Here is a 22,807-nt window from a genome sequence, read left to right as displayed (position 1 = left end):
TTCAGTTGCGCGTTGCTGTGCAGGCTGCTGACGGTGTTGCTCGAGGCGAGCAGACGCAGCAGTTCGGCGCCGCTGGTGGTGTCCACGGCATCCAGGCGCTGGCTGAGTTTATTGGCGTCCGGGCTGTAACCGGCGAGCAGGCCGGCGGGGCTGACGATGCTCACGGCGGTCTGGCCGTCGTAGAGCTTTTTGCTGGCGCTCTGGCTGATCGCTTGCAGGCTGTTGAGGTTGATGTCCACCGACAGCGAGGCGATGACTTTGCCGTTGACCATCAGCGGGAACACGATGCTGGTCATCAGCACCTTTTGCCCGTCGATCACATAGAAATAGGGTTCGATCACGCATGGCTTGAGCGTGGTGCGCGGGCAGGTGAACCAGGCGTTGGCGGCCTGACCGCTGGGGCCGGTGCTGGTGTCGCTCATGTCGCTTTCCGGCAGGGCCATCGAGGTCACTTTGCCCGGCGTCGGCTGCGACCAGTACAAGGCGAAACGGCCCTTGTCGTTGCTGCCCAGTTCAGCCTGGCCGGCAAACAGCTCGTCCTTGCCGTCCAGCGCGTTGGCTTCGAACACCAGCGACAGGCCGAGCAGATCCGGGTTGGCCTGCAGCGCCGATTTCACCTGACGGGTCATGTCTTCGCGCAGGTCGAAGGCATCGAGGAAGCGCTTCTCGGCCTGTTCGCGCAGGAACAGCACCTGACGCGAGAAACCGTGGCCATATTGATAGGCGTCCATGAACTGCTGGCGAATGCCGGCGGCCTGGACCTCGCCTTGGGATTCGATGCGGGCCTGGGCCGATTCGGTAAGCATTTCCATGCTGGAAGCTTTCACCAGTTCGGAACTGTGCTCCATGCGATACAGCGAAAGACCCACCAACAGGGTCACTATACCGGCCAGGCAGAGCCCGGCGAGCAGGGTGATTTTCCATTGGATGGAAAGTTGTCTGAGTGACATGGAAACGTCCTTATTCGATAAATATCTGAGACTTTGCACTGTAACGGCCGCGTTTCGGCTTTCTTTATGGCGTAAATGCAATAGGGCGAATTGACGCATGTTGTGGCGGATATGCCCTGTTCAGCGGACTGATCATGGAAAGTTACACAGTGTTGCGACCAGTCGCTTTGACACTGCGCCCGCGCTGCGGCACAGTGCGCGCCCTTCTAATAAGACCCTCTATGCAAATCCGCTGGCGACCCTCGTGGCTTGTCGGCCGGACTCATCCTGTCTGGCGGTGAATGGCTTTACCGTCGTGTTTTCGAGGTAGTGAAATGAATGCAGTGATTGCTGCGGTCGGCGTCATGCTGATCCTCAGCCTGTCCCGGGTGCATGTGGTGATCGCGTTGATCGTCGGTGCGCTGGTCGGTGGCCTGACCGGTGGTCTGGGTATCGACGCCACGCTCAAGGCTTTCAACAGTGGCCTGGGCGGCGGGGCGACGGTGGCGTTGTCCTACGCGTTGCTCGGCGCTTTCGCCGTGGCGATTGCCAAGTCCGGCCTGGCCCATGCGCTGGCCGACAAGGCTCTGGCGATGGTCGACCGCCAGCATGCGACCGGTGGCGGCAGCGTCAAATGGCTGCTGATCGGCCTGCTGTGGGTGGTGGCGATCGCTTCGCAGAACATCCTGCCGATTCACATCGCGTTCATTCCGCTGCTGGTGCCGCCGCTTCTTTATGTACTGACCAAGCTGCAACTGGACCGCCGGTTGATCGCCTGCGTCATGACCTTCGGCCTGATCACGCCGTACATGTTCCTGCCGGTGGGCTTCGGCAACATTTTCCTTAATGAAATCCTGCTGGCCAACGTTGCCCGCAGTGGCGTTGACATCAGCGGGATCAACGTCACCCATGCCATGGGGATTCCGGCGCTGGGCATGCTGGCAGGGCTGGGTATCGCCTTTATCAGTTATCGCAAGAAGCGCGTCTACGACCTGGGAAAAATCGAGCAGGTCGAGCAGGTGGCGGTGCAGTACAACCCGCGCAGTCTGTTGATCGCCGGTGTCGCCATTGCCGCAGCCTTCATTATTCAGTTGCTGCTGGATTCGATGATTATCGGGGCGCTGGCCGGTTTCCTGATCTTTTCGGCGTCGGGCATCGTCAAATGGCGCGAGACGGATGACCTGTTCACCGAAGGCATGAAGATGATGGCGATGATCGGCTTCATCATGATCGCCGCTTCCGGATTCGCCGAAGTGATGAAGGCCACCGGCGAGGTGCAGACGCTGGTCGAGTCGTCGGCGTCGTGGATCAACCACAGCAAAGGCATCGGTGCCTTGCTGATGCTGCTGGTCGGGCTGCTGGTAACCATGGGCATCGGCTCTTCGTTTTCCACGGTGCCGATCCTCGCGGCGATTTTTGTGCCGCTGTGCGTGCAACTGGGTTTCAGCCCGATGGCGATTGTCTGCATCGTCGGTACGGCCGGTGCCTTGGGCGATGCCGGTTCTCCCGCGTCGGACTCGACGCTCGGTCCGACCTCCGGGCTGAACATCGACGGCCAGCACCATCACATCTGGGACACCGTGGTTCCGACTTTCCTGCATTACAACCTGCCGCTGCTGGCGTTTGGCTGGGTGGCTGCGATGGTCCTGTAACAATCCACTCTGATCGTTCCCACGTCGAGGCGTCGAACCGTCCGCGTGGGAATGCAGTCCGGGACGCTCCGCGTCCCAAAGCGTGACGCAGAGCGTCACAAGAGGCATTCCCACGCAGAGCGTGGGAACGATCTGAGGTAAACCTCAACTTTTGGTTTCGTGTGCCGTTAAAGCCTTTAACCACGCCAATAAAACCAAAAGAGTGAGCCCCCATGCGCCTGAGTCTCAAGGCTAAAGTCCTGTCCCTTGCCGTCCTTCCGGTCTTGCTCTTTGCGCTGGTGATCAGCCTGACCACGCTGTTCATCCTTCAGGAACAGGCGCGCAATGAAGTCCAGCAGACCCGCGAACGCTTGCTCGGCGATGCCAAAGCCACGCTGGCCAGCTACGTCGCCGTGGCCATGACCACGATCAAACCGTTGTACGACGCTGCCGCTCCCGGCGACGCCGAGGCGCGGGCGCAAGCGATCAAACTGCTGTCGAGCATCAAGTACGGCAAGGACGGCTACTTCTTCGGCTACGACTCCGAGACCGTGCGCCTGTTCAAGGCCAACGACCCCGAAGGCGTGGGCAAAAGCTTCAAGGACAACCGCGACCCGAACGGCGTCTACGTCAACCGCGACCTGGTGAAAGTGGCGAAGGACGGCTCCCACTACCTGCAATACAGCTCGCCGCTGCCGGGCAACGCGCAAGTGCTGGTGCCGAAACTCGGCTACACCGAATACCTGGCGAAGTGGGACATGGCGGTGGGTACGTCGGTCAATCTCGATGGTATCGAAGCGCAAGTGGCGGTGGTCGAGGCCAAGGTGCAGGAGCGCATGCAGGGCGTGGTGCTGAGTATCGTCGGCGTGGCGGTGGTGGTACTGCTGGTGATCGCGGCGGCGGGGATGCTGCTGGCCAACACCATTCTGCGACCGCTGACCCTGATGAAAGCCAACCTCGATGACATCGCGGCGGGCGAGGGCGACCTGACCCGGCGCTTGACCATCACCAGCCAGGACGAACTCGGTGAACTGGCCGGCTCGTTCAACCGTTTCGTCGACAAGATCCACGGCCTGGTGCGGCAGATCACCGAAATGACCTCGCAACTGACCGGGCTGGTGACGCAAGTGTCGGATCAGGCCCAGCGCTCCGATCAGGCCATGGAGCGTCAGCGTCACGAAACCGATCAGGTCGCCACGGCGATCAACGAAATGTCTGCGGCCGCGCAAGAAGTCGCCAAGAGCGCGCAGAACGCCGCCGTCGCCGCGCAGCAGACCGACGAAGAAGGCCAGACCGCCAAGCGTGTGGTGGCCGGCAGCATCAAGCAGATTCATGCGCTGGTGGACGACATCCGCAGCAGCGGCGTGTCCCTCGACAGCCTGCAGCAGGACGTGTCGTCGATTGTCGGCGTGCTCGGGGTGATCCGCTCGATCGCCGAACAGACCAACCTGCTGGCGCTCAATGCTGCGATTGAAGCGGCGCGGGCCGGCGAGGCCGGGCGCGGGTTTGCGGTGGTGGCGGACGAGGTGCGGGCACTGGCGTCGCGTACGCAGATCAGCACTCAGGAAATTCAGGGCATGATCGACCGCTTGCAGGCGGGGACGCAGTCGGCGGTCGAGGCCATGCGCCGCTCAAGCGAGGCGGGTGACGGCACGTCGGCCCAGGCCAATCAGGCGGGGGCGTCGCTGGATGCGATGGCGGATCTGATTGCGACGATCAATTCGATGAACGCGCAGATCGCCAGTGCTGCCGAGGAGCAGACGGCGGTGGCCGAAGAGATCAACCGCAGCGTGCATCAGATTGCGGTGGCGGTGGATAACGTGGCGGATGAGACACAGTTGGGGGCGCAGACTTCGCGGAGTCTGGCTGACCTGGGGCAGCGGTTGGGCAAACTGGTTGGGCAGTTCCGTATCTGAGGGCGTTGTCGGGACAGACCGTCAGGGTCTGTCCCAATACGGCACCTCGCCAAAACACTCCATAAAGAAATCAATCACCGTCCGCACCTTCACCGACAACCGCCGGCTCCCCGGCCATAGCACCGAAATCTGCTGCGGCTCGACACTGTTCGAAACCTGATAATCCCCCAGCACCGGCACCAGCGTGCCCTCACGCACGGCCTCGCCGATCAGCCATGACGGAAACATCACCAGCCCCAGGCCTTGCACAGCGGCTTGAGTCAACGTGTCCGCATGGTTGCCGGTGATCGGGCCCTTGACTGCATACGGCGTCCACTCGCCCTGATCCTGCCGGAAGAACCAGCGCTGCAGGCCGGTCGCGCCCTTGTAGGCCAGGCACTGGTGGCGGGCGAGGTCTTCGGGATGTTGTGGCGTGCCGAAGCGCTTGAGATACGCGGGACTGGCCGCGACCTGAAAGCGGTGCGGCGCGAGGATCCGCGCCTGCATGCTTGAGTCGTGCAGCGGGCCGATGCGGAACAGCAGGTCGGCGCCTTCCTGCAACGGATCGATGTAGTGGTCGGTCTGCTGGATGTCCAGTTGCAGCTTCGGATAGCGCTCGCACAAACGGCCCAGCCACGGCGTCAGGTGGCGCTGACCAAACACCACCGGGGCGTTGATCCGTACCAGGCCGGTCGGTTCGCTTTGCTGTTCCTGCAAGGCCTGTTCGGCTTCTTCCAGTTGCACCAGCACCAGCCGCGCGTGGTGGCCGAGCATGCGCCCGGCTTCGGTCGGCGTGACCGCGCGGGTGTGGCGGTAGAGCAGTTGCTGGTTCAGTGCCTGCTCCATCAACTGGATCTGTCGGGAAATCGAGGAGGGCGCCACGCCCTCGCGGCGGGCGACTTCGGAAAAACTGCCGTGGTCGAGCACCGCCACAAACAGCCTTAGCGCTTTGAATCCCAGTTCGTTGAGCCCGTGCATCGTGTGTCCTGCTGTGCGAGTTACGCAAAAGTGTTGTCCGGATGCTCCCATTTATCGCACAGCTGCGCCAGCCGATAATCCGCGCCATCGTTTCCTTCAGAGGTTTTTCAGATGCAGTCGTTTGACGAAGTGAGTGCCGCGCCGGCCCCGGTAGCGCGGCCAGGTTTGCGTTTGTTGCTGTTGCCGTTGGTGATTCTGGCCGGCATGGGGTTGTCGGTGGAGGCGGGGTTGCTCGGGCCGCTGGGTGAGCAGGTCGGGCATTTGTGGGCGACCTTGAGCATCTTCGGGGTGGGCTCGGCGATTCTGTTTTTGCTGTTGTTGTTTGCGGGGCCGCAGAAGGGGCCGGCGCTGACGGATCTGCCGCGCTGGCAGTTGATCGGCGGGTTTCTGGGGCCGATGTATGTGGTGGTGTTGACGCTGGCCACACCGCATATCGGGATTGCGATGACGATGATTGCGATTCTGTCGGGGCAGGTTGGCAAGAGTGTGCTGATTGACCATTTCGGGTGGTTTGGGGCTACGCGCAAGAAGGTCAATGCTGAGCGGTGGCTGGCGTTGGGGTTGATTGTGGCGGCTTTGGTTTTGATTGCGCGGGGGTGAATGATGAGTCTGGTTATTTTGTTGGCGGTGGTGGTGTTGGCGGGTGCGGTGTTGAGTGTTCAGGCGGCGATCAATGGGCGGTTGGGGGAGACCGTTGGGGTTCTGCGCAGCAGTTTGTTGACGTTTGTCGTCGGCGCTGTTTCTACGGGGTTGTTGATTTTGTTTTTTGAGCCTGCTCAGGCGGTGAGTTTGCTGGAGGTGCCGAAGTGGCAGCTTAGCGGTGCTCTGTTTGGTGTGGTTTACATGATGGTCATGGTTGGTGCGGTGCCGCGCGTTGGTGCGGCTGTGGCGACGGTGGCGGTGATTGTCGGGCAGCTTGGGATGGGGATGTTGATCGACAATTTTGGCTGGTTGGGGAATCCCGCTATTGAGCTGTCTTCTAGTCGAGTTTTGGCGATGGTTTGTCTCGGGTTGGCGCTGGTTTTCATGTATCGCAGTAGCGTGCGGCAGGCTGTTTGAACTTGGCGGCCTTTGGGCCGACCAGGTTCTCGGATTATTGAGTACATATCCGTTTCTTCGGGTGCGGCCGCTGGCGGTTTCGCTCTTACAGCGAGTCACTTTGGCAAACGCCGGAATGCCGGCCCAGCCCAAAGTAACCAAAGGTCTGGGCCCCGGCGTTCGGCCCCTCGCTGGGGCTCGGGGTTCCTTCGTTACGGGATTCATCCGGGGGCATCGCCTCCGGTTTGCTTCGCTGCACCTCCTCTCGATGTGTTCGACTTCGTCGAACGGCGCTACGCGCCCACCCCCGGATAAATCCCTCCACTCAGCCTGCCGATGGGGCCGGCACGTCAAAAGCGGTACTCGAGCTAACGCTCATCGTTGTGACTGGTGACTGGTGACTGGTGAGTGGTGTGGGGTGGGGTGGGAGGTTAGGTGGTTTTCACGTTCTACACTGGTAGCACGGCTTGTTCTTTCGGCCTCAGACAACCACCACCAGAGGAGTCTGTTTCATGGCAGATAGAAAATGCGATTGTCCGGGATGTCGTTGCACGATCAAGGAGGGTGAACATTCTTATGTGGCGCACGGGAAGCATTATTGCTGTGAGGCTTGTGCGCATCATCACAAGAGTGGTGAGGAATGTTCGGGCAAGGGGTGTCAGTGTGCGCATCCCAAGTAATCTCGGGTATTGAAAAGGTGGAGCCTAATCAGGCTCCACTTCCAGTTTCAGGCTGTCGTCGTCCAGGCGTTCGGTATGGCGGACGTTGCCGTGCAGGCGGCGGCCTCCGACGTTGACGACGATGGTCTTGGCCTTTTCAAGGTCTTCCGGCAAGGGGGCCGGGACGCGCAGGGCGAAGCGGTAGGGGTCGTTTTCGACGGGTTCCAGGCCAACCGGGCAGTCGACGCTTTTGGTGATGCGACCGAACAGGGTGTCCAGGCCGTAGTCCAGGTGCGCCGGGCTGTTGATGGTTGTCATGCGTATTCCCCCCGAAAGTGTCCCCGCCTGCGCGCAAGCTTAGCTTGCCGGTCGCCATGTGACGTTTTCCACGCCGAATTTTTCTGCCATCGGCTTGCTGGTCTTTTGCACCTTCTCCCGGCCGAAACGCGGGATGCGGCCGACCCCTGCGTCGCAGCTTGCCCAGTGCCACGCCTCGGTGTTGTCCATTTTGTCCGAGCGGATAATGAACGACTTTGGCGCGCCGTGAAGGGTGTAATCGATGACGTACAGTTTTGCGTTGTTCATAAAGCCCATCTTCCTCCCTGTGGTAATAGAAGGATCGCTGCGCTCCGGGAAAATTCACTCGGATTGTCCGACGGTATCTATCAATGGCGAGGTCCCGGTCGGACTGGTTACCATGGCGCTTCGCCAACCCCGATGAATGTTCGCCATGGCCCTCGCTGCGCCCCCTGATCTGAGTGATACCGATGTGCCGGTGCAACCGCTGGCGCGCACGTATCCGCGTGGTTTGTTCATCGAGCCGCATGAGCATGTCTGGGGGCAGTTGCTGTACGCGATGAGCGGCGTAATGTGGGTCGAGACGCCGCACGAGGCGCTGGTGGTGCCGCCGCAGCGGGCGGTGTGGTTGCCGCCGGGGGTGCCGCACGGGATTCGGGTGGTGTCGGATTTGCAGATGCGCAATATCTACCTGCGCCCGGCGCTGGCGGCGACGCTGGATGAGACCGTGCAGGTGATTGAGGTCGGTGGTTTGCTACGCGAGTTGATCGTCGGACTGGTGGCGCAGGGCGACAGCGGCGATGCCGAGTACTACGAGGCACTGGTCGGGCTGGCGCTGCTGGAGCTGAAACGCGCAAGGCGTTCACAGCTGAAGATCCCGTTGCCGGACGATGCCGACCGGCGGCTGATGAGTCTGTGTCAGGCGGTGATGGCCGCGCCGTCGCTGGACATTCCTTTTGAACAACATGCCGAAAACGCCGGGGCCAGCGTGCGCACCCTGGCGCGGTTGTTCAAGGAAGGGCTGGGCATGGGCTTTGCCGAATGGCGGCGTCAGGTGCAATTGGCGACGGCGGTGGCGGAGTTGATCCAGGGCGTGCCGGTCAGTGCGATTGCCCGTGAGCTGGGTTATTCGCCGAGCAGTTTCAGCGACATGTTCCGCCGGGAGCTGGGTGTCGCCCCTTCGCAGTTCGGTGTGGGGCAGCTTCCAGCCTGATTTGGCAGAAATTCAGAAGTCCTTGGCCGATGCCGGTCGCCGCCTTTCCCTAGACTTTGCCCATTCCTTTTTGTGGCGGAGTGATCCCATGAATTACCTGATTTCACTGGCCGTCGGTCTGGGTGTAGGCCTGCTTTATGGCGCGCTGGATGTCCGTTCTCCGGCGCCGCCGGCCATCGCGCTGGTGGGCCTGTTGGGCATGCTCGCGGGCGAGCAGTTGTGGCCGATGGGCCGGCAACTGGTCAGTGGCTGGCTGTCCTGAATTCTGTCTTTTCCCTTCGGTGGAGATTTCCATGAAAGCATTGCAATTCGATAAAACCGGCGACCTGTCGTCCCTGCGCTTCGTCGAGGTGCCGACGCCGGTGCCGGGCACTGACGAGGTGCTGGTGCAGATCAAGGCCGCGGGCCTCAATCCCAGCGACGTGAAGAATGTGCTCGGGCGTTTTCCGTACACCACGCTGCCGCGTATTCCCGGTCGGGATTTTGCCGGTGTGGTGGTCGAAGGGCCGCAGGCGTTGATCGGCCAGGAGGTCTGGGGCACCGGGCGTGAGCTGGGCTTTTTCGCCGATGGCTCCCATGCGCAGTTCGTCAAATTGCCGGCCAACGGCGTGGCGCACAAGCCTTCGCATTTGAGTTTCACCCAGGCCGCCAGTCTTGGGGTGCCTTATACCACGGCGTGGGATGCGCTCGAGCGCAGCCTGGTCAGTGCCGAAACCCGTTTGCTGGTGATCGGCGGCGGGGCGGTGGCGACGGCGGCGCTGGCGCTGGCCAAAGTGCGCGGCGCGCAGTTGCTGGCGGCGGCGCGGCGGCCGGAGCAGGTCAAGGATTTGCAGGCGCAGGGTTATCAGACGATTCAGCTGGATAAACCCGAGGATCTGGGCGCGCAAGTCAACGCGGTGTATCGCGGCGGTGCCGACGTGATCTTCGACACCACCGGTTTCTGGCTGCCGGCCTCGGTGGCGGCATTGGCGACCTTCGGCCGGATCGCGATCATCGCCGCGCCAGTCGATGGGCATGTGCAACTGCCGGCGCTGGCGCTGTATCGCAAGGGCGGTTCGGTGGTCGGCATCAACTCGTTGCTGTATGGCGTTGAAGCCTGCGCGGCGATGCTGGAACAGTTCGGCCGGTTCTTCGACGAGGATCTGCTGCCACTGCCGCAAGGGCTGGTGGAAGCGCCGCTGGCCGACGGGCTGGCGCGGTATGCCGATGTGAATCAGGGCAGCGGTGACAAGGTCATCCTGATTCCCTGAGCGACACCAATGCATTAGATCGTTCCCACGCTCTGCGTGGGAATGCCTCAATGGACGCTCTGCGTCCGCTCTTTGGGACGCGGAGCGTCCCGGGCTGCATTCCCACGCAGAGCGTGGGAACGATCAGTCGATCAATCGATCAGGCTGCAGCGGACGCCTCAGTCTTCACTTCCAGATTATCCAGCACCCGATTCACCGCCAGCTCACCCAGCATGATCAGTTGCGCAATCCCCAACAGCACATGCCGCTGCGGGCCATCCACCAGCCCGGCGAAGTCATTGGCCATCACCTTGGCCGAGGTCAGAGTTTCGCAGGCGTCGGCCAGCAGTTCTTCGTTGTCGATGCCGGGGGCGATGAGGTAGCGGGTGTTGTGTTTGAGCAGGGGTTTTCGGGGGAGCAGTGGATTGAGATAGTGATCGAGGGCGCGTTCGGCGGCTTCGTGGAATTTCTTGGAGTCGAGGGTTTCGTAGGGCGAGGTGGGGTCGGTTTCGGGTGGATTGGGTGTGGGTTTGATCATGGTGAAGCTCCTATAAGAGTGGAGCCGCCCGGAGCTGTCGCTAAACAGGAAGGTGGCGGCTGTACGCAGGTTAGCGAACCGGTTATAGGCACCCGGCAGACCCGAGGGTCTCCCGCATACAGCCACCATAGCGGAGTTGCAGACGTTGAGCCTGCGACAAAGCATGGAGCGCTGATGCACCTATTTATGATTCGAGTCGCTAAACCCGATCGCTGTTTTTCAGCGACCGCCAAACAATAGAACCCGCCCCCAAGGCGCACAAGCCGGCGGATTCTGGCGGATGCGTAGGCAAAGGCGCAAGGTCGCGTGGCTTTGCGGACATAATCTTCAACACTCTTCAACACTGCGTTGATTTGTGCCCGAAACGACAAAACCCGCCGTCCCGATCGAACGGGGCGGCGGGTTTGTATACCTGATGCGCTGTATTGTTCTGTAGGCGTCAACGCGAGCAGTCTCGCCAGTATGTTCAGCCTTGAAAGGGGCGGGATCAGAACTGATAACCGACGCCGGCGTAGTAACCCCAGCCATTGGAACGCGCCCGGAAGTTGCCGTCGCCAAAATTCAGCTCGCTGCCATCCTCCCAGTTGCCGCCGTTGTGGAAATAACGGCCGACCAGGGTGAAGCGCAAGTGGGTGAACGAGTACAGCAACACGTTGGTCGCCACCGTGGCATTGGCGGTGCGCGCCGGATTGTCCTTGTGCAGGTCCGAGCCGAAATCGAAGTTGGTGAAGCCGATGTAGGTCAGCGAGGCACCGTTGCTGAATGTGTCGATCGGCACGATGTACTTGAGCTGCGCGCGGTAGCCGTCCCACGAATATTCGTTGCTGGCGCCGTAGTTTTCCCACTGGTAGCGCCCGTACAGGTTGGCCGACAGATTGACCCGCGAATGGGTGTCGATGTCGGTGCCGAAACCGCTGTACAGCGTGTTGGCGCGGTTCTCTTTGCGGCTGCCGTGATCGTAGATCCAGTCGAACGCCACGTACCATTCCTTGAACGGCCCGATGGCCAGGCTGCGCCCGGCGAGGTAGTCGATGGAGATGCGCGGCTCGTGCTCCATGAACACCGGCGAGCCGTGATCCCACACGCCTTTGTCGTGGCTGTTGCCGATGTTGAAGATCTTCGGAATGTCGATGTAGCCGTACAGCTCGAACGGGCCCTTGCGCCCGAAGTACTCGTATTCCAGGTAGATGTCATCGGCCGGTTGCGGGCCGAAGCTGATGTCCTTGCTGCCGATCAGCATCAGGTCCTGGTTGTACCAGTCCGACAGGTACGCACCTTTTTTTGGCGGGCTGGCTTCGGGGCTGAGGGCTTCACCCTGGGCGGATTCATCGGGCAAGACCGGTTGCGCCAGCGCGGTGTGGCTGAGAACTCCGGTAACGCCGGCCAGTAGCAGGGAAACAGCAAAAGTGCGCGCACCGCGAAGGCGGTGGCAGGAGGAAGCGTGCATTCAAAGTCCTTTTTGCGGATCAAGGCCCGGAATCACGGGCCTGTACGGTTTTGTAACGAAAATGCGGTCAACAGCGACTCGCAAACGTTTGCACAAGCCGTACCAGTTTCCCAAGCCGCTGAAAAATCGATTGATTCGCGGGTTAACCTGGCGACTCGATCAACGCCCCCTCAAAGCGCCTGCAATCGTCCTCAAGCCCTTGCTCAGAACGGCCGGAAGTATCGACGCAGGGCCTTATCGCACAAAAGTATTAACACTATTTAACCGGTGCTCCATCGCAGGGCATCAACTAGCGTGTGTCTGGAATGGGACGGTTTATCTGATGACCGTCATACGCTTGATACGCGTGTTGGATCTTGCCGCTGTTACACGCCTTCAAGGACGAAATCGGCCACGAAAGGAGTAGCCCGTGGAAGCAAGGTTTGGTGTCGCCCTCGTTTCGCGTTTTTCCCCACTGTCCCTTGCTGTGCATCTGAGTGTCGCCGGACTGCTGTTCGGTGGTGTCAGCGAGCAGGCGTTCGCCACCTGCTCGGCGGCGGGCTCCACGATTACCTGTTCGGGCGTTCCGAGCCTGCCGCTGTTTCTCAATGACTACAGCAGTGCGACCAGCGGCCTGACGGTCAACGTCAACTCGGGCGCGCAGATGAATGCGACGCTGGGCGGCAAGGTCATCAACCTGACCGGGGCCAATATCACCCTGAACAACTCCGGCACCGTCGACCCGGCCTTGCTGGGCCTGGTGTCGATCCTCAGTGGCGGTGCATTCATCGGCACCGGCGCGACCAGCACGGTCAGCGTGGTCAACAATGCCAGCGGGATCATGCGTGGCACGGGGATGTTGCTCGGCCTCAACCTGACCAGCATTGACGGCCTGGCTATCGGCGTGAACAACGCGGCGGCGGGTACCACGACCATCACCAACAACGGCACCATTACGTCCACCGGGCTGTCGGTCGGCGGCATCACCCTGGCCGATACCCCGGTGGTCGGGGTGTATGGCGGTTCGCAAGTCAACATGACCAACAGTGCCAGCGGCACGATCAACGGCCGGATTGCTTTCGAGACGTCGGCAGCAGGCAACACCTTCACCAACGCCGGTAACATCACCGGCGGTGTGTCGATGGGGGCGGGCAGCACCAACACCTTCTACGCGATCACCGGGTCCAGCGTTAACGTCGGTGACGGTGTGCAAGTGTCCGTCGGCCTCGGTGGCCTGGTCGGCATCAACCTGACCTTCGCCCCGACCGGCACCATCGATGGCGGCGCGGGGGGCACCAACACGCTGATCCTGCAAAACCCGATCGGCGTCGGTGGTGGCGTCACCGGGACCGGCACCGCGTCCAGCGCGACCTACGTCAACTTCAACAACCTGACCCTCAACAGCGGCACCTGGACCTTGCAGGGGCCGTTGGTCAGCGGGGCGACCACCCTCAATGGCGGTGTCGCGCAGTTCAACGACAACGCCGCGTTCGGCAGCGGTGTGCTGACGTCCAACGGCGGGATTCTTCAGGCCAGCAATGCCGGTTTGTCGCTGGCCAACCAGATCAGTCTGGGCGCCGGTGGCCTGACCCTGCAGGGCATCAACGGCACGACCCTCAACGGCGTGATTTCCGGTACTGGCGGCCTGACCAAGATCGGCAGCGGTCAGCTCAACCTCAACGGCATCAATACCTACACCGGCAACACCGTGCTCAACGGCGGGGTGGTGCTGGTGGGCAACAACCAGGCGTTCAGCACCGGCGGCATCACCGTTGACGGCGCTTCGAGCATCTCGGCAACGACGCCGATTTCGCTGGCCAACGCGATCACGCTCAACAGCACCCTGACCGCAACCGGCACCGGAGCGCTGACCCTGGGCGGGGTGATCAGCGGTACCAGCAACCTGACCAAGACCGGCAGCGGCAGCCTGACCCTCAACGGCATCAACACCTACACCGGGAACACCAGCCTCAGCGCCGGCACCTTGCGCGTCGGCGACAACAACGCGCTGGGCACCGGTGTCCTCAACACCAGCAACGGCACCAGCCTCGACAGCACCGGCAACGTGACCCTGGCCAATAACGTCGGCATCACCGGTGCGTTAAACGTGCTCGGCAGCAATGCCCTGACCCTGGCCGGCATCGTCTCCGGCACCGGCGCGATCACCAAAAGCGGCAGCGCCAGCCTGACCCTGACCGGCAACAACACCAACAGCGGCACCACCGCGCTCAATGGCGGCAGCTTGCTCGTCGGCAGCAACACCGCCCTCGGCACGGGCGCGTTGAACGCAGCGGCCGGCACTACGCTGGATGCGACCACCGCCGTGACCCTGGCCAACGCGGTGGCGCTGGCGGCGGATCTGACCATCGGCGGTACTCAGGCGCTGGGCTTGAGCGGGGTCATCAGCGGCGCCGGCAATCTGATCAAGAACGGCACCGCAAACCTGACCCTCAGCGGCAACAACACCTTCTCCGGCGGCACGGCACTGAATGCCGGGACGCTGATCGTCGGCTCCAACACCGCGCTGGGCACCGGCGCGCTGACCACGGCGGCGGGCACCACCCTCGATGCCAGCACCACTGTGGCACTGAGCAACGCCGTCGCCCTCGGCGGCAACCTGAACATTGGCGGCAGCGCCAACCTGACCCTCGGCGGCGTGGTCAGCGGCAGCGGCGGGCTGACCAAGAACGGCGCGGCGAACCTGATTCTCAACGGCACCAATACGTTCCTCGGTGCTATTGCGTTGAACGCAGGCACCATTACGGCGGGCGCCAACGCTGCGCTCGGCAGTGGCAATATCACTGTCGGCGGCGCGGCGACTCTCGACAGCAATACCGCGGTGACGCTGAACAACAACGTCATTCTCAACAACAATCTGGGGATCGGCGGCAGCAATGCACTGACCCTTGGCGGGGTGATCAGCGGCGCCAGTCAATTGATCAAGAACGGCACGGCCAACCTGACCCTCAACGGCGCCAACACCTTCACCGGCGGCACCGCGCTCAACGCCGGCAGCCTGACCGTCGGCAACGGCGCGGCGCTCGGCACCGGCACGCTGTCCGTGGGCGGGGCGGGCGGCACGCTCAACAGCAGCGCCAACGTGACGCTGAACAACGCCATCGCGCTGAACGCCAACCTCACCACCGGCGGCGCCAACCCGCTGACTCTGGGCGGTGTGATCAGCGGCGGCAGCAACCTGATCAAGACCGGTGCTTCGACCCTGACCCTGACCGGCAACAACACCTACACCGGCGCTACGTCGCTGAACGCCGGGACCCTGGTCGTCGGCTCCAACACTGCCCTCGGCACTGGCGTACTCAACGCCGCCAACGGCACCACGCTGGATGCCAGCACGGCGGCGAGCCTGGCCAACAACGTCAACCTTGGCGGCAACGTGACCATTGGCGGCAGTAACGCGCTGACCCTCGCGGGCGTGGTCTCAGGTGTCGGTGGCCTGATCAAGAGCGGCCCGGCCGACCTGGTCCTCAACGGCGCCAACACCTACTTCGGCAACACCGCGCTGAACGTCGGCAAACTGATCGTCGGCAGCAACACCGCGCTGGGCAGCGGTGCACTGAACGCAGCGGCCGGCACCACGCTGGACACCAACACCGCCGTCACTCTGGGCAATCAGGTCAACCTGGCCGGTGCGATGAACATCGGTGGCAGCGCCGATCTGACCCTCACCGGAACCGTCGCTGGCGCCGGCAGCCTGGTGAAAAACGGCGGGGCCAATCTGAATCTCAATGGCACCAACACCTACGCCGGCGGCACCACACTGAATGCTGGCACCCTGACCGTTGGCAACAGCTCGGCGCTCGGCACCGGCGCCTTGACGGTGGGCGGTGCGGCAACCCTCGACAGCAGTTCGCCGCTGGTCAGCCTGGCCAACGCGGTCGTGCTGAATGCGGCATTGAGCGTCGGCGGCACGCAGAACCTGACCCTCGGCGGCGTGCTCAGCGGCACCGGCCAACTGGTGAAGGACGGGGCGGCCAACCTGACCGTCAACGGCACCAACACCTTCAGCGGCGGCACCACCCTCAACGCCGGCACCCTGACCCTCGGCGCGCCCGGCGCATTGGGCAGCGGCACGCTCACCGTCGGTGGCGCCGCGACGCTGGACAACAGCAGCGCTTTCACCCTCGGCAACAACATCACCCTCGATGCCGGGTTGACGGTGGCCGGCAACAACGGCCTGACCCTCAGCGGCGTGATCGACGGCGCCGGCAGCCTGACCAAAACCGGTCTGGACGACCTGGCCCTCAGCGGCACCAACACCTTCACCGGCGCGCTGAACATTGCCGCCGGCAGCGTCACCACCCTGAGCAGCGGGGCGCTGGGCAACACCTCCGGCGCCAACATCAGCGCCGGCGCCAGCCTCAACCTCGGCAGCAACGCCAGCCTCGACGGCCTGAGCGGCAGCGGCAGCGTGCAGATCGGTGGCGGCAATACCCTCACCGTGGGCGGGGTGAGCAGCACCAGCACCTTCGACGGTGACCTCAGCGGCAACGGCGGTCTGACCAAGGTTGGCACCGGCACCCTGAACCTGACCGGGATCAACGGCATCGTCGGCAACACCGCCGTCAACGGCGGCACCCTGAACCTCAGCGGTTCGCTGGCCAGTGCCCAGGTCAACGTCAATACCGGCGGCACCCTCACCGGTAACGGTTCGGCACTCGGCGCGATGACCATCAACAGCGGCGGTCACCTGGCCCTGTCGTCGGGTAATACACTTTCGGCCGGATCGTTGACGCTCGCGGCCGGCAGCAATGTCGATGCGGCGCTGGGGGCACCTTCGACCACGTCGCTGATGAACGTCGGCGGCAACCTCACCCTCGACGGTAATCTCAACGTCACCGATGCCGGTGGTTTCGGCGTCGGTGTGTATCGTCTGTTCAACTACACCGGTGCCCTGACCAATCTGGGCCTGGACGTTGCCAGTGTGCCGGTCGGTTATGGGCTGGGCGATCTGGTGGTGCAGATCGGGGTCGCCAATCAGATCAACATTCAGGTCTCGGCGCCGAATTCGGACATTCGTTACTGGGACGGCAGCCAGACCATCGCCAACGGCACTGTCGATGGCGGCAGCGGTACCTGGAACGGCGCCGGCACCAACTGGACCGACGCCAATGGTCTGGTCAATCAGACCTGGGCCGGCGACTTCGCGGTCTTCCAGGGCACGGCCGGCACGGTATCGGTCAACGGCACGCAACTGTTCACCGGCATGCAGTTCCTCACCGATGGCTACAACGTGGTCAACGGCACCTCGGGACTGCTGACCGCCGTCAACGGTGCCGGCGGCACCACGGCGATGCGCGTTGATCCGGGCGTGACCGCCACAGTCGGCGTGAACATCAACGGCAGCGGCATTCTCAATAAACTCGACAGCGGCACCCTGGTGCTCAATGGCGCCAACAGCTACACCGGCGGCACGCAACTCGATGGCGGCAAAATCGTGGTCGGCAGCAACACCGCGCTGGGCAGCGGTGCGTTGATCGCCAATGCCGGCACGCAACTGGACAGCAACACCGCCGTGACCCTGGCCAATGCGGCCACGCTCAACGGTAACCTCACGATCGTTGGCAGCAATGCGCTGACCCTCAACGGTGTGATCAACGGCACCGGCGGGCTGATCAAGAACGGCTCGGCCAACCTGACCCTTGGCGGCAACAACGCCTTCCTCGGCCCGGTGGCATTGAACGCGGGCGGACTGGTTCTGGCGTCGAACAGCGCGCTGGGTTCGGCCACTCTGAACGCGGCGAACGGCACTACTCTGGATGCCGGCAGTGCTGTCACGGCGGGTAACGCGATCAACCTGGCGGGCAACCTCGGCATCGTCGGCAGCAACGATCTGACACTCAGCGGTGCGATCAACGGCGCCGGCAGCCTGACCAAGAACGGCGCGGCCAACCTGATCCTGAGCGGGGCCAACAACTTCCTCGGCGGCGTCACCCTCAACGCCGGCACCCTGACCGCCGGCAGCAACGGCGCCCTCGGTCTGGGCAACCTGACGGTGGCCGGTGTTTCGGCGCTGGACAGCAACACCTCGGTGTCGCTGGGCAACAACGTGGTGCTCAACGCCAACCTGACCAACACCGGCAACAGCGACGTGGCCCTCAGCGGCGTGGTCAGCGGCACTGGCGGTTTGATCAAGAACGGCGCCTCCAACCTGACCCTCAACGGCATCAACACCTACAGCGGCGGCACCACCCTGAACGCCGGCACCGTGACCCTCGGCACCGCGTCGGGCCTGGGTTCCGGCGCGGTGACCGTGGCAGGCGCGTCGACCCTCGACACCACGGCGCCGCTGGTGCTGGCCAACAACCTCAACGTCAATGCCAACCTGAGCGTGGCCGGCAACAACAACCTGACGCTCGGCGGCGTGATCGCCGGGGCGGGCACCCTGACCAAGAACGGTCTGGCCGACCTGACGCTGTCCGGTAACAACACCTTCAGCGGCACCTTCGACGTGCAATCCGGCAGCCTGACCACCCTGGGCAACTCGGCACTGGGCAGCAACGCCGGGGTTAATCTCGGCGCTGCGGCGACCCTCAACCTTGGCGGCTCCGGCAGCCTCGCCAGCCTGACCGGCAGCGGCACTGCACTGATCGGCGGCGGCAACACGCTGAGCATCGGCGGCAACAACGCCAGCAGCATTTTCGGCGGTGTGCTCACCGGCACCGGCGAGTTGAGCAAACTCGGCACCGGCACGCTGACCCTGACCGGCCTCAACAGCCTGACCGGCAACACCACGGTCAACGCCGGCACCTTGAATGTCAGCGGCTCGCTGGACAGCGCCAGTGTGCTGGTCAACAGCGGCGGCACCCTGACCGGCGGCGGCTCGCTCGGCGGGGCCGTGACCGTGGCGGATGGCGGTCATCTGGCCGGCGCCACCGGCAGCACCCTGTCGGTGAATTCGCTGGTGTTCAACGCCAACTCCAACTTCGACGTCGGCCTCGGCACACCGGTCTCCGGTGGCGGCAACGCGCTGGTCAACGTCGGCGGCAACCTGACCCTGGACGGCACGCTCAACGTCAGCGACATCGGCGGTTTCGGCAGCGGCGTGTACCGGTTGATCAACTACACCGGCGGCCTGACCGACAACGGCATGCTGATCGGCACCGTGCCGGGCAGCGTCACCCCGGGCGACCTGACCCTGCAAACCGCACTGGCCAACCAGATCAACCTTTTGGTCACCGCACCCGGCGTCACCGTGCAGTTCTGGGACGGCAACCAACTGGTCGCCAACGGAGCGGTGGATGGCGGCAGTGGCACCTGGGGCACCGGCACCACCAACTGGACCGACGTCAACGGCACCACCAATCAGGCCTGGACCAACAACTTCGCGGTGTTCCAAGGCACGGCGGGCACTGTCACCGTCAACGGCGCGCAAACCATCACTGGCATGCAATTCGTCACCGATGGCTACAGCCTGCAGAACGGCACGGCCGGGTCGCTGAATCTGGTCAACGGTTCGCTGGGCAATGCGACTGTGCGGGTCGATCCGAACGTCACCGCGACCGTGGGCGTGGCGCTCAATGGCGCCGGCACACTGGGCAAATACGACACCGGCACCCTGGTGCTCAACGCCGCCAACGGCTACACCGGTGGCACCGCGCTCAATGGCGGCAAGATTGTGGTCGGCAACAACGCGGCCCTCGGCACCGGCGTGTTGACCGCCGCCAATGGCACGGCGCTGGACAGCAATACGGCGGTCAGCCTGGCCAACGCCGTGGTGCTCAATGGCGGACTCACCGTCGCCGGCTCCAACGCGTTGACCCTCGGCGGTGTGGTCAGCGGCAACGGCAGTCTGATCAAGACCGGCGCCTCAAGTCTGACTCTCAACGGCAGCAACACTTACAGCGGTGGTACTCAGCTGTCCGGCGGTTCGCTGATCCTGGGCAACAACAGCGCGATCAGCAGCGGCGCCCTCAGCGTGCTGGGCAATGGCACCCTCGACAGCACCTCTGCGCTGCAACTGGCCAACGCCATCAACCTGGGTGCGGAACTGACCCTGGCCGGCAACCAGAACACCACCCTGATCGGTGCGATCACCGGCAGCGGCAGCCTGGTGAAAAACGGCAGTGGCGACCTCGTCCTTAGCGGCGCCAACACTTACAACGGCGGCACGACGCTGAACGGCGGCAGCACCCGTGGCGACACCAGCAGCCTGCAAGGCGCCATCGCCAACAACGCGACGCTGACCTTCGAGCAGAACAGCGACGGCAGCTACACCGGCAACCTGACGGGCGCCGGCACACTCAACAAAACCGGCACTGGCGCCTTGCTGCTGACCGGCAACAACACCTTCACCGGCAACACCGCGGTGCAGGCCGGTGCGCTGAACGTCAACGGTGTGCTCAACAGTGCCAACGTCAACGTTGCGAGCGGGGCGAAAATCGGCGGCAGCGGCGTGTTCGCCGGCGCCGTGCAATTGGCCAACGGTGCGACGCTGACCGGCGGCGGCACTGCAACGCCGTTGTCGGTCGGTTCGCTGGCGTTGTCTTCGGGCACCAACCTGGACTTCACCCTCGGCTCGGCCGCCAGTTCCACAACCGTGGTCAACGTCGCCGGCAACCTGACCCTCGACGGCACGCTGAACATCAGCAATGCCGGCGGCTTCGGCACCGGGGTCTATCAACTGTTCAGCTACGGCGGCAGCCTGACCGACAACGGTCTGGTCTACGGCAGCCTGCCGGTGTCGGCGGCCAACCTGACCCTGCAGACCGCGCTGGCCAATCAGGTCAACCTGCTGGTGCAGAACACACCGGGTGAAGTGCAGTTCTGGAACGGCGGCACCACCAATCCGGACGGCAGCATCGGTGGCGGCAGCGGCGTGTGGGGGCCGGGCACCAACTGGACCGATCCGAGCGGTACCCAGGCGTTGGCGTCGAACGGTCAGTTCGCCGTGTTCGGCGGGCAGAGCGGCACAGTCACGGTGCAAGGCAACCAGAACTTCACCGGGTTGCAGTTCCTCTCCAGCGGTTACAGCCTGGTTCCAGGCGTTGGCGGTACGCTGACCCCGGTCAACGGCCCGGGCGGCAGCCTCGCGCCGGTGCGGGTGAATGCCGGTGGCAGTGCGGAAATCTCCGCACCGCTGGTGGGCAGTGGCGGCATCGAGAAGCTCGATTCCGGCATCCTGGTCCTCAGCGGCGCCAACACCTACAGCGGCGGGACCACGGTCAGCGGCGGTACGCTGATCGGTAATACCACCAGCCTGCAGGGCAACATCCTCAACAACGCATTGCTGGTGTTCCAGCAGAACGCCAACGGCCAGTTCAACGGTCGCCTCAGCGGTGTCGGCGCCTTGGCCAAACGCGGTGCCGCGCGCTTGCTGCTGACCGGTGATCAGCCCTTCAGCGGCACCGTGGCGGTGGATCAGGGCGTGCTGCAAGTCGGCAGCCGTGCGGCGCGAGCGTCCCTCGCCGGGCAGGTCACCGTGGCCAATGGCGCGGGCCTGAGCGGTAATGGCAGCGTCGGTTCGGTGGTCAACCATGGCGTGGTGGCTTCCGGTGGCGAGGACGGCACCTTGAGTGTCGCCGGCAACCTGACCAACGCCGCTGACGGTGTGTTGGCCCTGACCGTCAGCTCGCCGACGGCTACTCCGCTGGCCGTCGGTGGTACCGCGACCTTGAGCGGCGGTCTGCAGGTCAACAGCCTGGCACCGTTCACCGGCAACACCGTGTACTCGCTGATCACCGCCGGTGGCGGGGTGACCGGCACCTTCAGCGCCGCCGACCTGCCGCAATATGCCTTCCTCGACACGGCGTTGGTGTATGACCCGAACGCGGTGAACCTGTTGGTCAGCCGCAACGGCAACTCGTTCGTCGACGTCGCTGCTACTCGCAACCAGCGCAACACCGCTTCGGCGTTGATGCGCAACGGCGCGGCGGGCAGTGCGTTGCAGAACGAAATCGTCAACCTCAGCGTGGCCGGGGCACGTAACGCCTTCGACAGTCTGTCGGGGGAAATCCATGCCAGCACCGCCAGCGCAGTCCTCGAGGATTCGCGCTACGTGCGGGACGCGGTCAACGACCGCATGCGCCAGCCTTCGTGCAGCGCACCGGACGATCCACGCCGCGCCCTTGCCCCGAGCGACAACCAACTGAGCAGCAACGGCTGCCACGGCGAAATGGTCGGTTGGGCCCGCGCACTCGGCGCCTGGGGCGAGTCGGATGGCAACAGCAACAGTGCGAAGCTGGATCGCAACCTGAGCGGTTTCATGCTCGGCACCGACAAGCAGCTCGACGACCAATGGCGCGTCGGCATGGCCGCCGGCTACACCCGCAGCGATCTGGATGCCCATGATCGTCGCTCGGATGCCACGGTCGAGAGCTACCACCTGGCGGCGTACCTCAACTCGCAATTCGATGCCCTGGCAGTACGCCTCGGCGCGGCCTACAGCTGGCACGACATCGAAACCAAGCGCGACGTCAGTGTCGGTGCCTACAACGACCGATTGAAGGCCAATTACGACGCGCGCAGCGCCCAGGTGTTCGGTGAAGTCGGCTATGCCATCGAAGCGGCCGGGATTGCCCTGGAACCGTTCGCCGGCCTGGCGTACGTCAACTACGACAGCGACAAGGCCAAGGAGAAAGGCGGAGTAGGGCGCCTGCGCGCCGAGTCCGATCAGGACATCACCTTCTCGACCCTGGGCGTGCGCGCCGGCAAGGTCATCACCTTGGCCAACGGCGGGCAATTCACTCCGCGTGCGGCCCTCGGCTGGCGGCATGCCTTCGGTGATACCAAGCCTGACGCCGACCTGACCTTCATCGATGGCGGCGCCTCGTTCAACACCCAGGGCGTGCCGATTGCCAAGGACAGTGCGGTGGTCGAAGTGGGCGTGGACTTCCAGATCAGCCAGACCGGCAAACTCGGTATTGGTTACTCGGGGCAGTTGTCGAACGAGAGCAACGACCATGCGATGACCATCAGCTTCAGCCTCGGATTCTGATTCTGATTCAGGAGCGAAGC

At 63.5% G+C, this 22,807-nt stretch carries 14 protein-coding genes and 1 pseudogene; 10 read left to right on the top strand and 5 right to left on the bottom strand.

All coding sequences use genetic code 11. The annotated features are described in order from the left end of the window. Positions 1-1,264: 1,264 nt before the first annotated feature. The 3 genes and pseudogenes from CAF80_RS16045 to CAF80_RS29220 all read left to right on the top strand — a co-directional run bounded on the left by CAF80_RS16045 (position 1,265) and on the right by CAF80_RS29220 (position 4,476). On the top strand, positions 1,265-2,581 hold the full coding sequence (locus CAF80_RS16045; protein ID WP_039770253.1) for a Na+/H+ antiporter family protein: 1,317 nt from the start codon (positions 1,265-1,267) through the stop codon (positions 2,579-2,581). 212 nt (positions 2,582-2,793) lie between these two features. Then, positions 2,794-3,570: pseudogene (locus tag CAF80_RS29225) on the top strand (cache domain-containing protein); the annotation flags it as partial. A gap of 84 nt (positions 3,571-3,654) precedes the next feature. Beyond that, complete coding sequence (locus CAF80_RS29220; RefSeq protein ID WP_371855536.1) at positions 3,655-4,476, top strand: methyl-accepting chemotaxis protein; 822 nt, start codon at positions 3,655-3,657, stop codon at positions 4,474-4,476. Between the two features lie 21 nt (positions 4,477-4,497). Here CAF80_RS29220 and CAF80_RS16035 read toward each other — a convergent pair whose 3' ends face one another. Then, positions 4,498-5,433, bottom strand: a complete 936-nt coding sequence (locus CAF80_RS16035; protein WP_085667476.1) for a LysR family transcriptional regulator — start codon at positions 5,431-5,433, stop codon at positions 4,498-4,500. Between the two features lie 111 nt (positions 5,434-5,544). Between CAF80_RS16035 and CAF80_RS16030 the strand changes: the two genes are divergently transcribed. The 3 genes from CAF80_RS16030 (at position 5,545) to CAF80_RS16020 (ending at position 7,151) form a co-directional block, all read left to right on the top strand. Further along, the gene (locus CAF80_RS16030) at positions 5,545-6,033 is read left to right on the top strand and encodes a DMT family transporter (protein WP_039770247.1); all 489 of its coding nucleotides are present in this window, start codon (positions 5,545-5,547) and stop codon (positions 6,031-6,033) included. Beyond that, positions 6,034-6,492, top strand: a complete 459-nt coding sequence (locus CAF80_RS16025; RefSeq protein WP_170844903.1) for a DMT family transporter — start codon at positions 6,034-6,036, stop codon at positions 6,490-6,492. It abuts the gene before it with no gap. Between the two features lie 491 nt (positions 6,493-6,983). After that, the gene (locus tag CAF80_RS16020) at positions 6,984-7,151 is read left to right on the top strand and encodes a metallothionein (RefSeq protein ID WP_074689145.1); all 168 of its coding nucleotides are present in this window, start codon (positions 6,984-6,986) and stop codon (positions 7,149-7,151) included. A 24-nt stretch (positions 7,152-7,175) separates the two neighbouring features. On the opposite strand, the gene CAF80_RS16015 is transcribed toward CAF80_RS16020, so the two are convergent. Together CAF80_RS16015 and CAF80_RS16010 are read right to left on the bottom strand one after the other, a co-directional pair. Continuing rightward, positions 7,176-7,448, bottom strand: a complete 273-nt coding sequence (locus CAF80_RS16015; RefSeq protein ID WP_085667477.1) for a hypothetical protein — start codon at positions 7,446-7,448, stop codon at positions 7,176-7,178. Between the two features lie 39 nt (positions 7,449-7,487). Then, positions 7,488-7,715: a DUF6555 family protein gene (locus CAF80_RS16010; RefSeq protein WP_011335095.1), complete on the bottom strand. Its 228-nt coding sequence runs from the start codon at positions 7,713-7,715 to the stop codon at positions 7,488-7,490. 145 nt (positions 7,716-7,860) lie between these two features. Here CAF80_RS16010 and CAF80_RS16005 point away from each other — a divergent pair, with 145 nt between their 5' ends. The 3 genes from CAF80_RS16005 (at position 7,861) to CAF80_RS15995 (ending at position 9,890) form a co-directional block, all read left to right on the top strand. Next, the gene (locus CAF80_RS16005; protein ID WP_170928286.1) at positions 7,861-8,640 is read left to right on the top strand and encodes a helix-turn-helix domain-containing protein; all 780 of its coding nucleotides are present in this window, start codon (positions 7,861-7,863) and stop codon (positions 8,638-8,640) included. Between the two features lie 88 nt (positions 8,641-8,728). Further along, the gene (locus CAF80_RS16000; RefSeq protein ID WP_074689141.1) at positions 8,729-8,902 is read left to right on the top strand and encodes a DUF1427 family protein; all 174 of its coding nucleotides are present in this window, start codon (positions 8,729-8,731) and stop codon (positions 8,900-8,902) included. A gap of 31 nt (positions 8,903-8,933) precedes the next feature. Beyond that, positions 8,934-9,890, top strand: a complete 957-nt coding sequence (locus tag CAF80_RS15995) for a zinc-binding alcohol dehydrogenase family protein (RefSeq protein ID WP_085667478.1) — start codon at positions 8,934-8,936, stop codon at positions 9,888-9,890. 139 nt (positions 9,891-10,029) lie between these two features. Here CAF80_RS15995 and CAF80_RS15990 read toward each other — a convergent pair whose 3' ends face one another. Both CAF80_RS15990 and CAF80_RS15985 read right to left on the bottom strand, forming a co-directional pair. Continuing rightward, complete coding sequence (locus CAF80_RS15990; RefSeq protein WP_039770242.1) at positions 10,030-10,407, bottom strand: DUF6124 family protein; 378 nt, start codon at positions 10,405-10,407, stop codon at positions 10,030-10,032. A 487-nt stretch (positions 10,408-10,894) separates the two neighbouring features. Next, positions 10,895-11,854 (bottom strand): nucleoside-specific channel-forming protein Tsx, encoded by a 960-nt coding sequence (locus CAF80_RS15985; protein WP_074689137.1) that lies wholly within the window; start codon positions 11,852-11,854, stop codon positions 10,895-10,897. Positions 11,855-12,263: 409 nt separating this feature from the next. On the opposite strand from CAF80_RS15985, the gene CAF80_RS15980 reads away from it, so the two are divergent. Then, positions 12,264-22,787: an autotransporter-associated beta strand repeat-containing protein gene (locus CAF80_RS15980; RefSeq protein ID WP_085667479.1), complete on the top strand. Its 10,524-nt coding sequence runs from the start codon at positions 12,264-12,266 to the stop codon at positions 22,785-22,787. Positions 22,788-22,807 lie beyond the last annotated feature (20 nt).

Source organism: Pseudomonas sp. B34(2017) (assembly GCF_002112915.1).
In the GTDB taxonomy this organism is placed as follows: Bacteria; Pseudomonadota; Gammaproteobacteria; order Pseudomonadales; family Pseudomonadaceae; genus Aquipseudomonas; species Aquipseudomonas pharyngis.
Note: the sequence above shows the minus strand (reverse complement) of the source record. Positions and strands in the feature narration are given on the sequence as shown.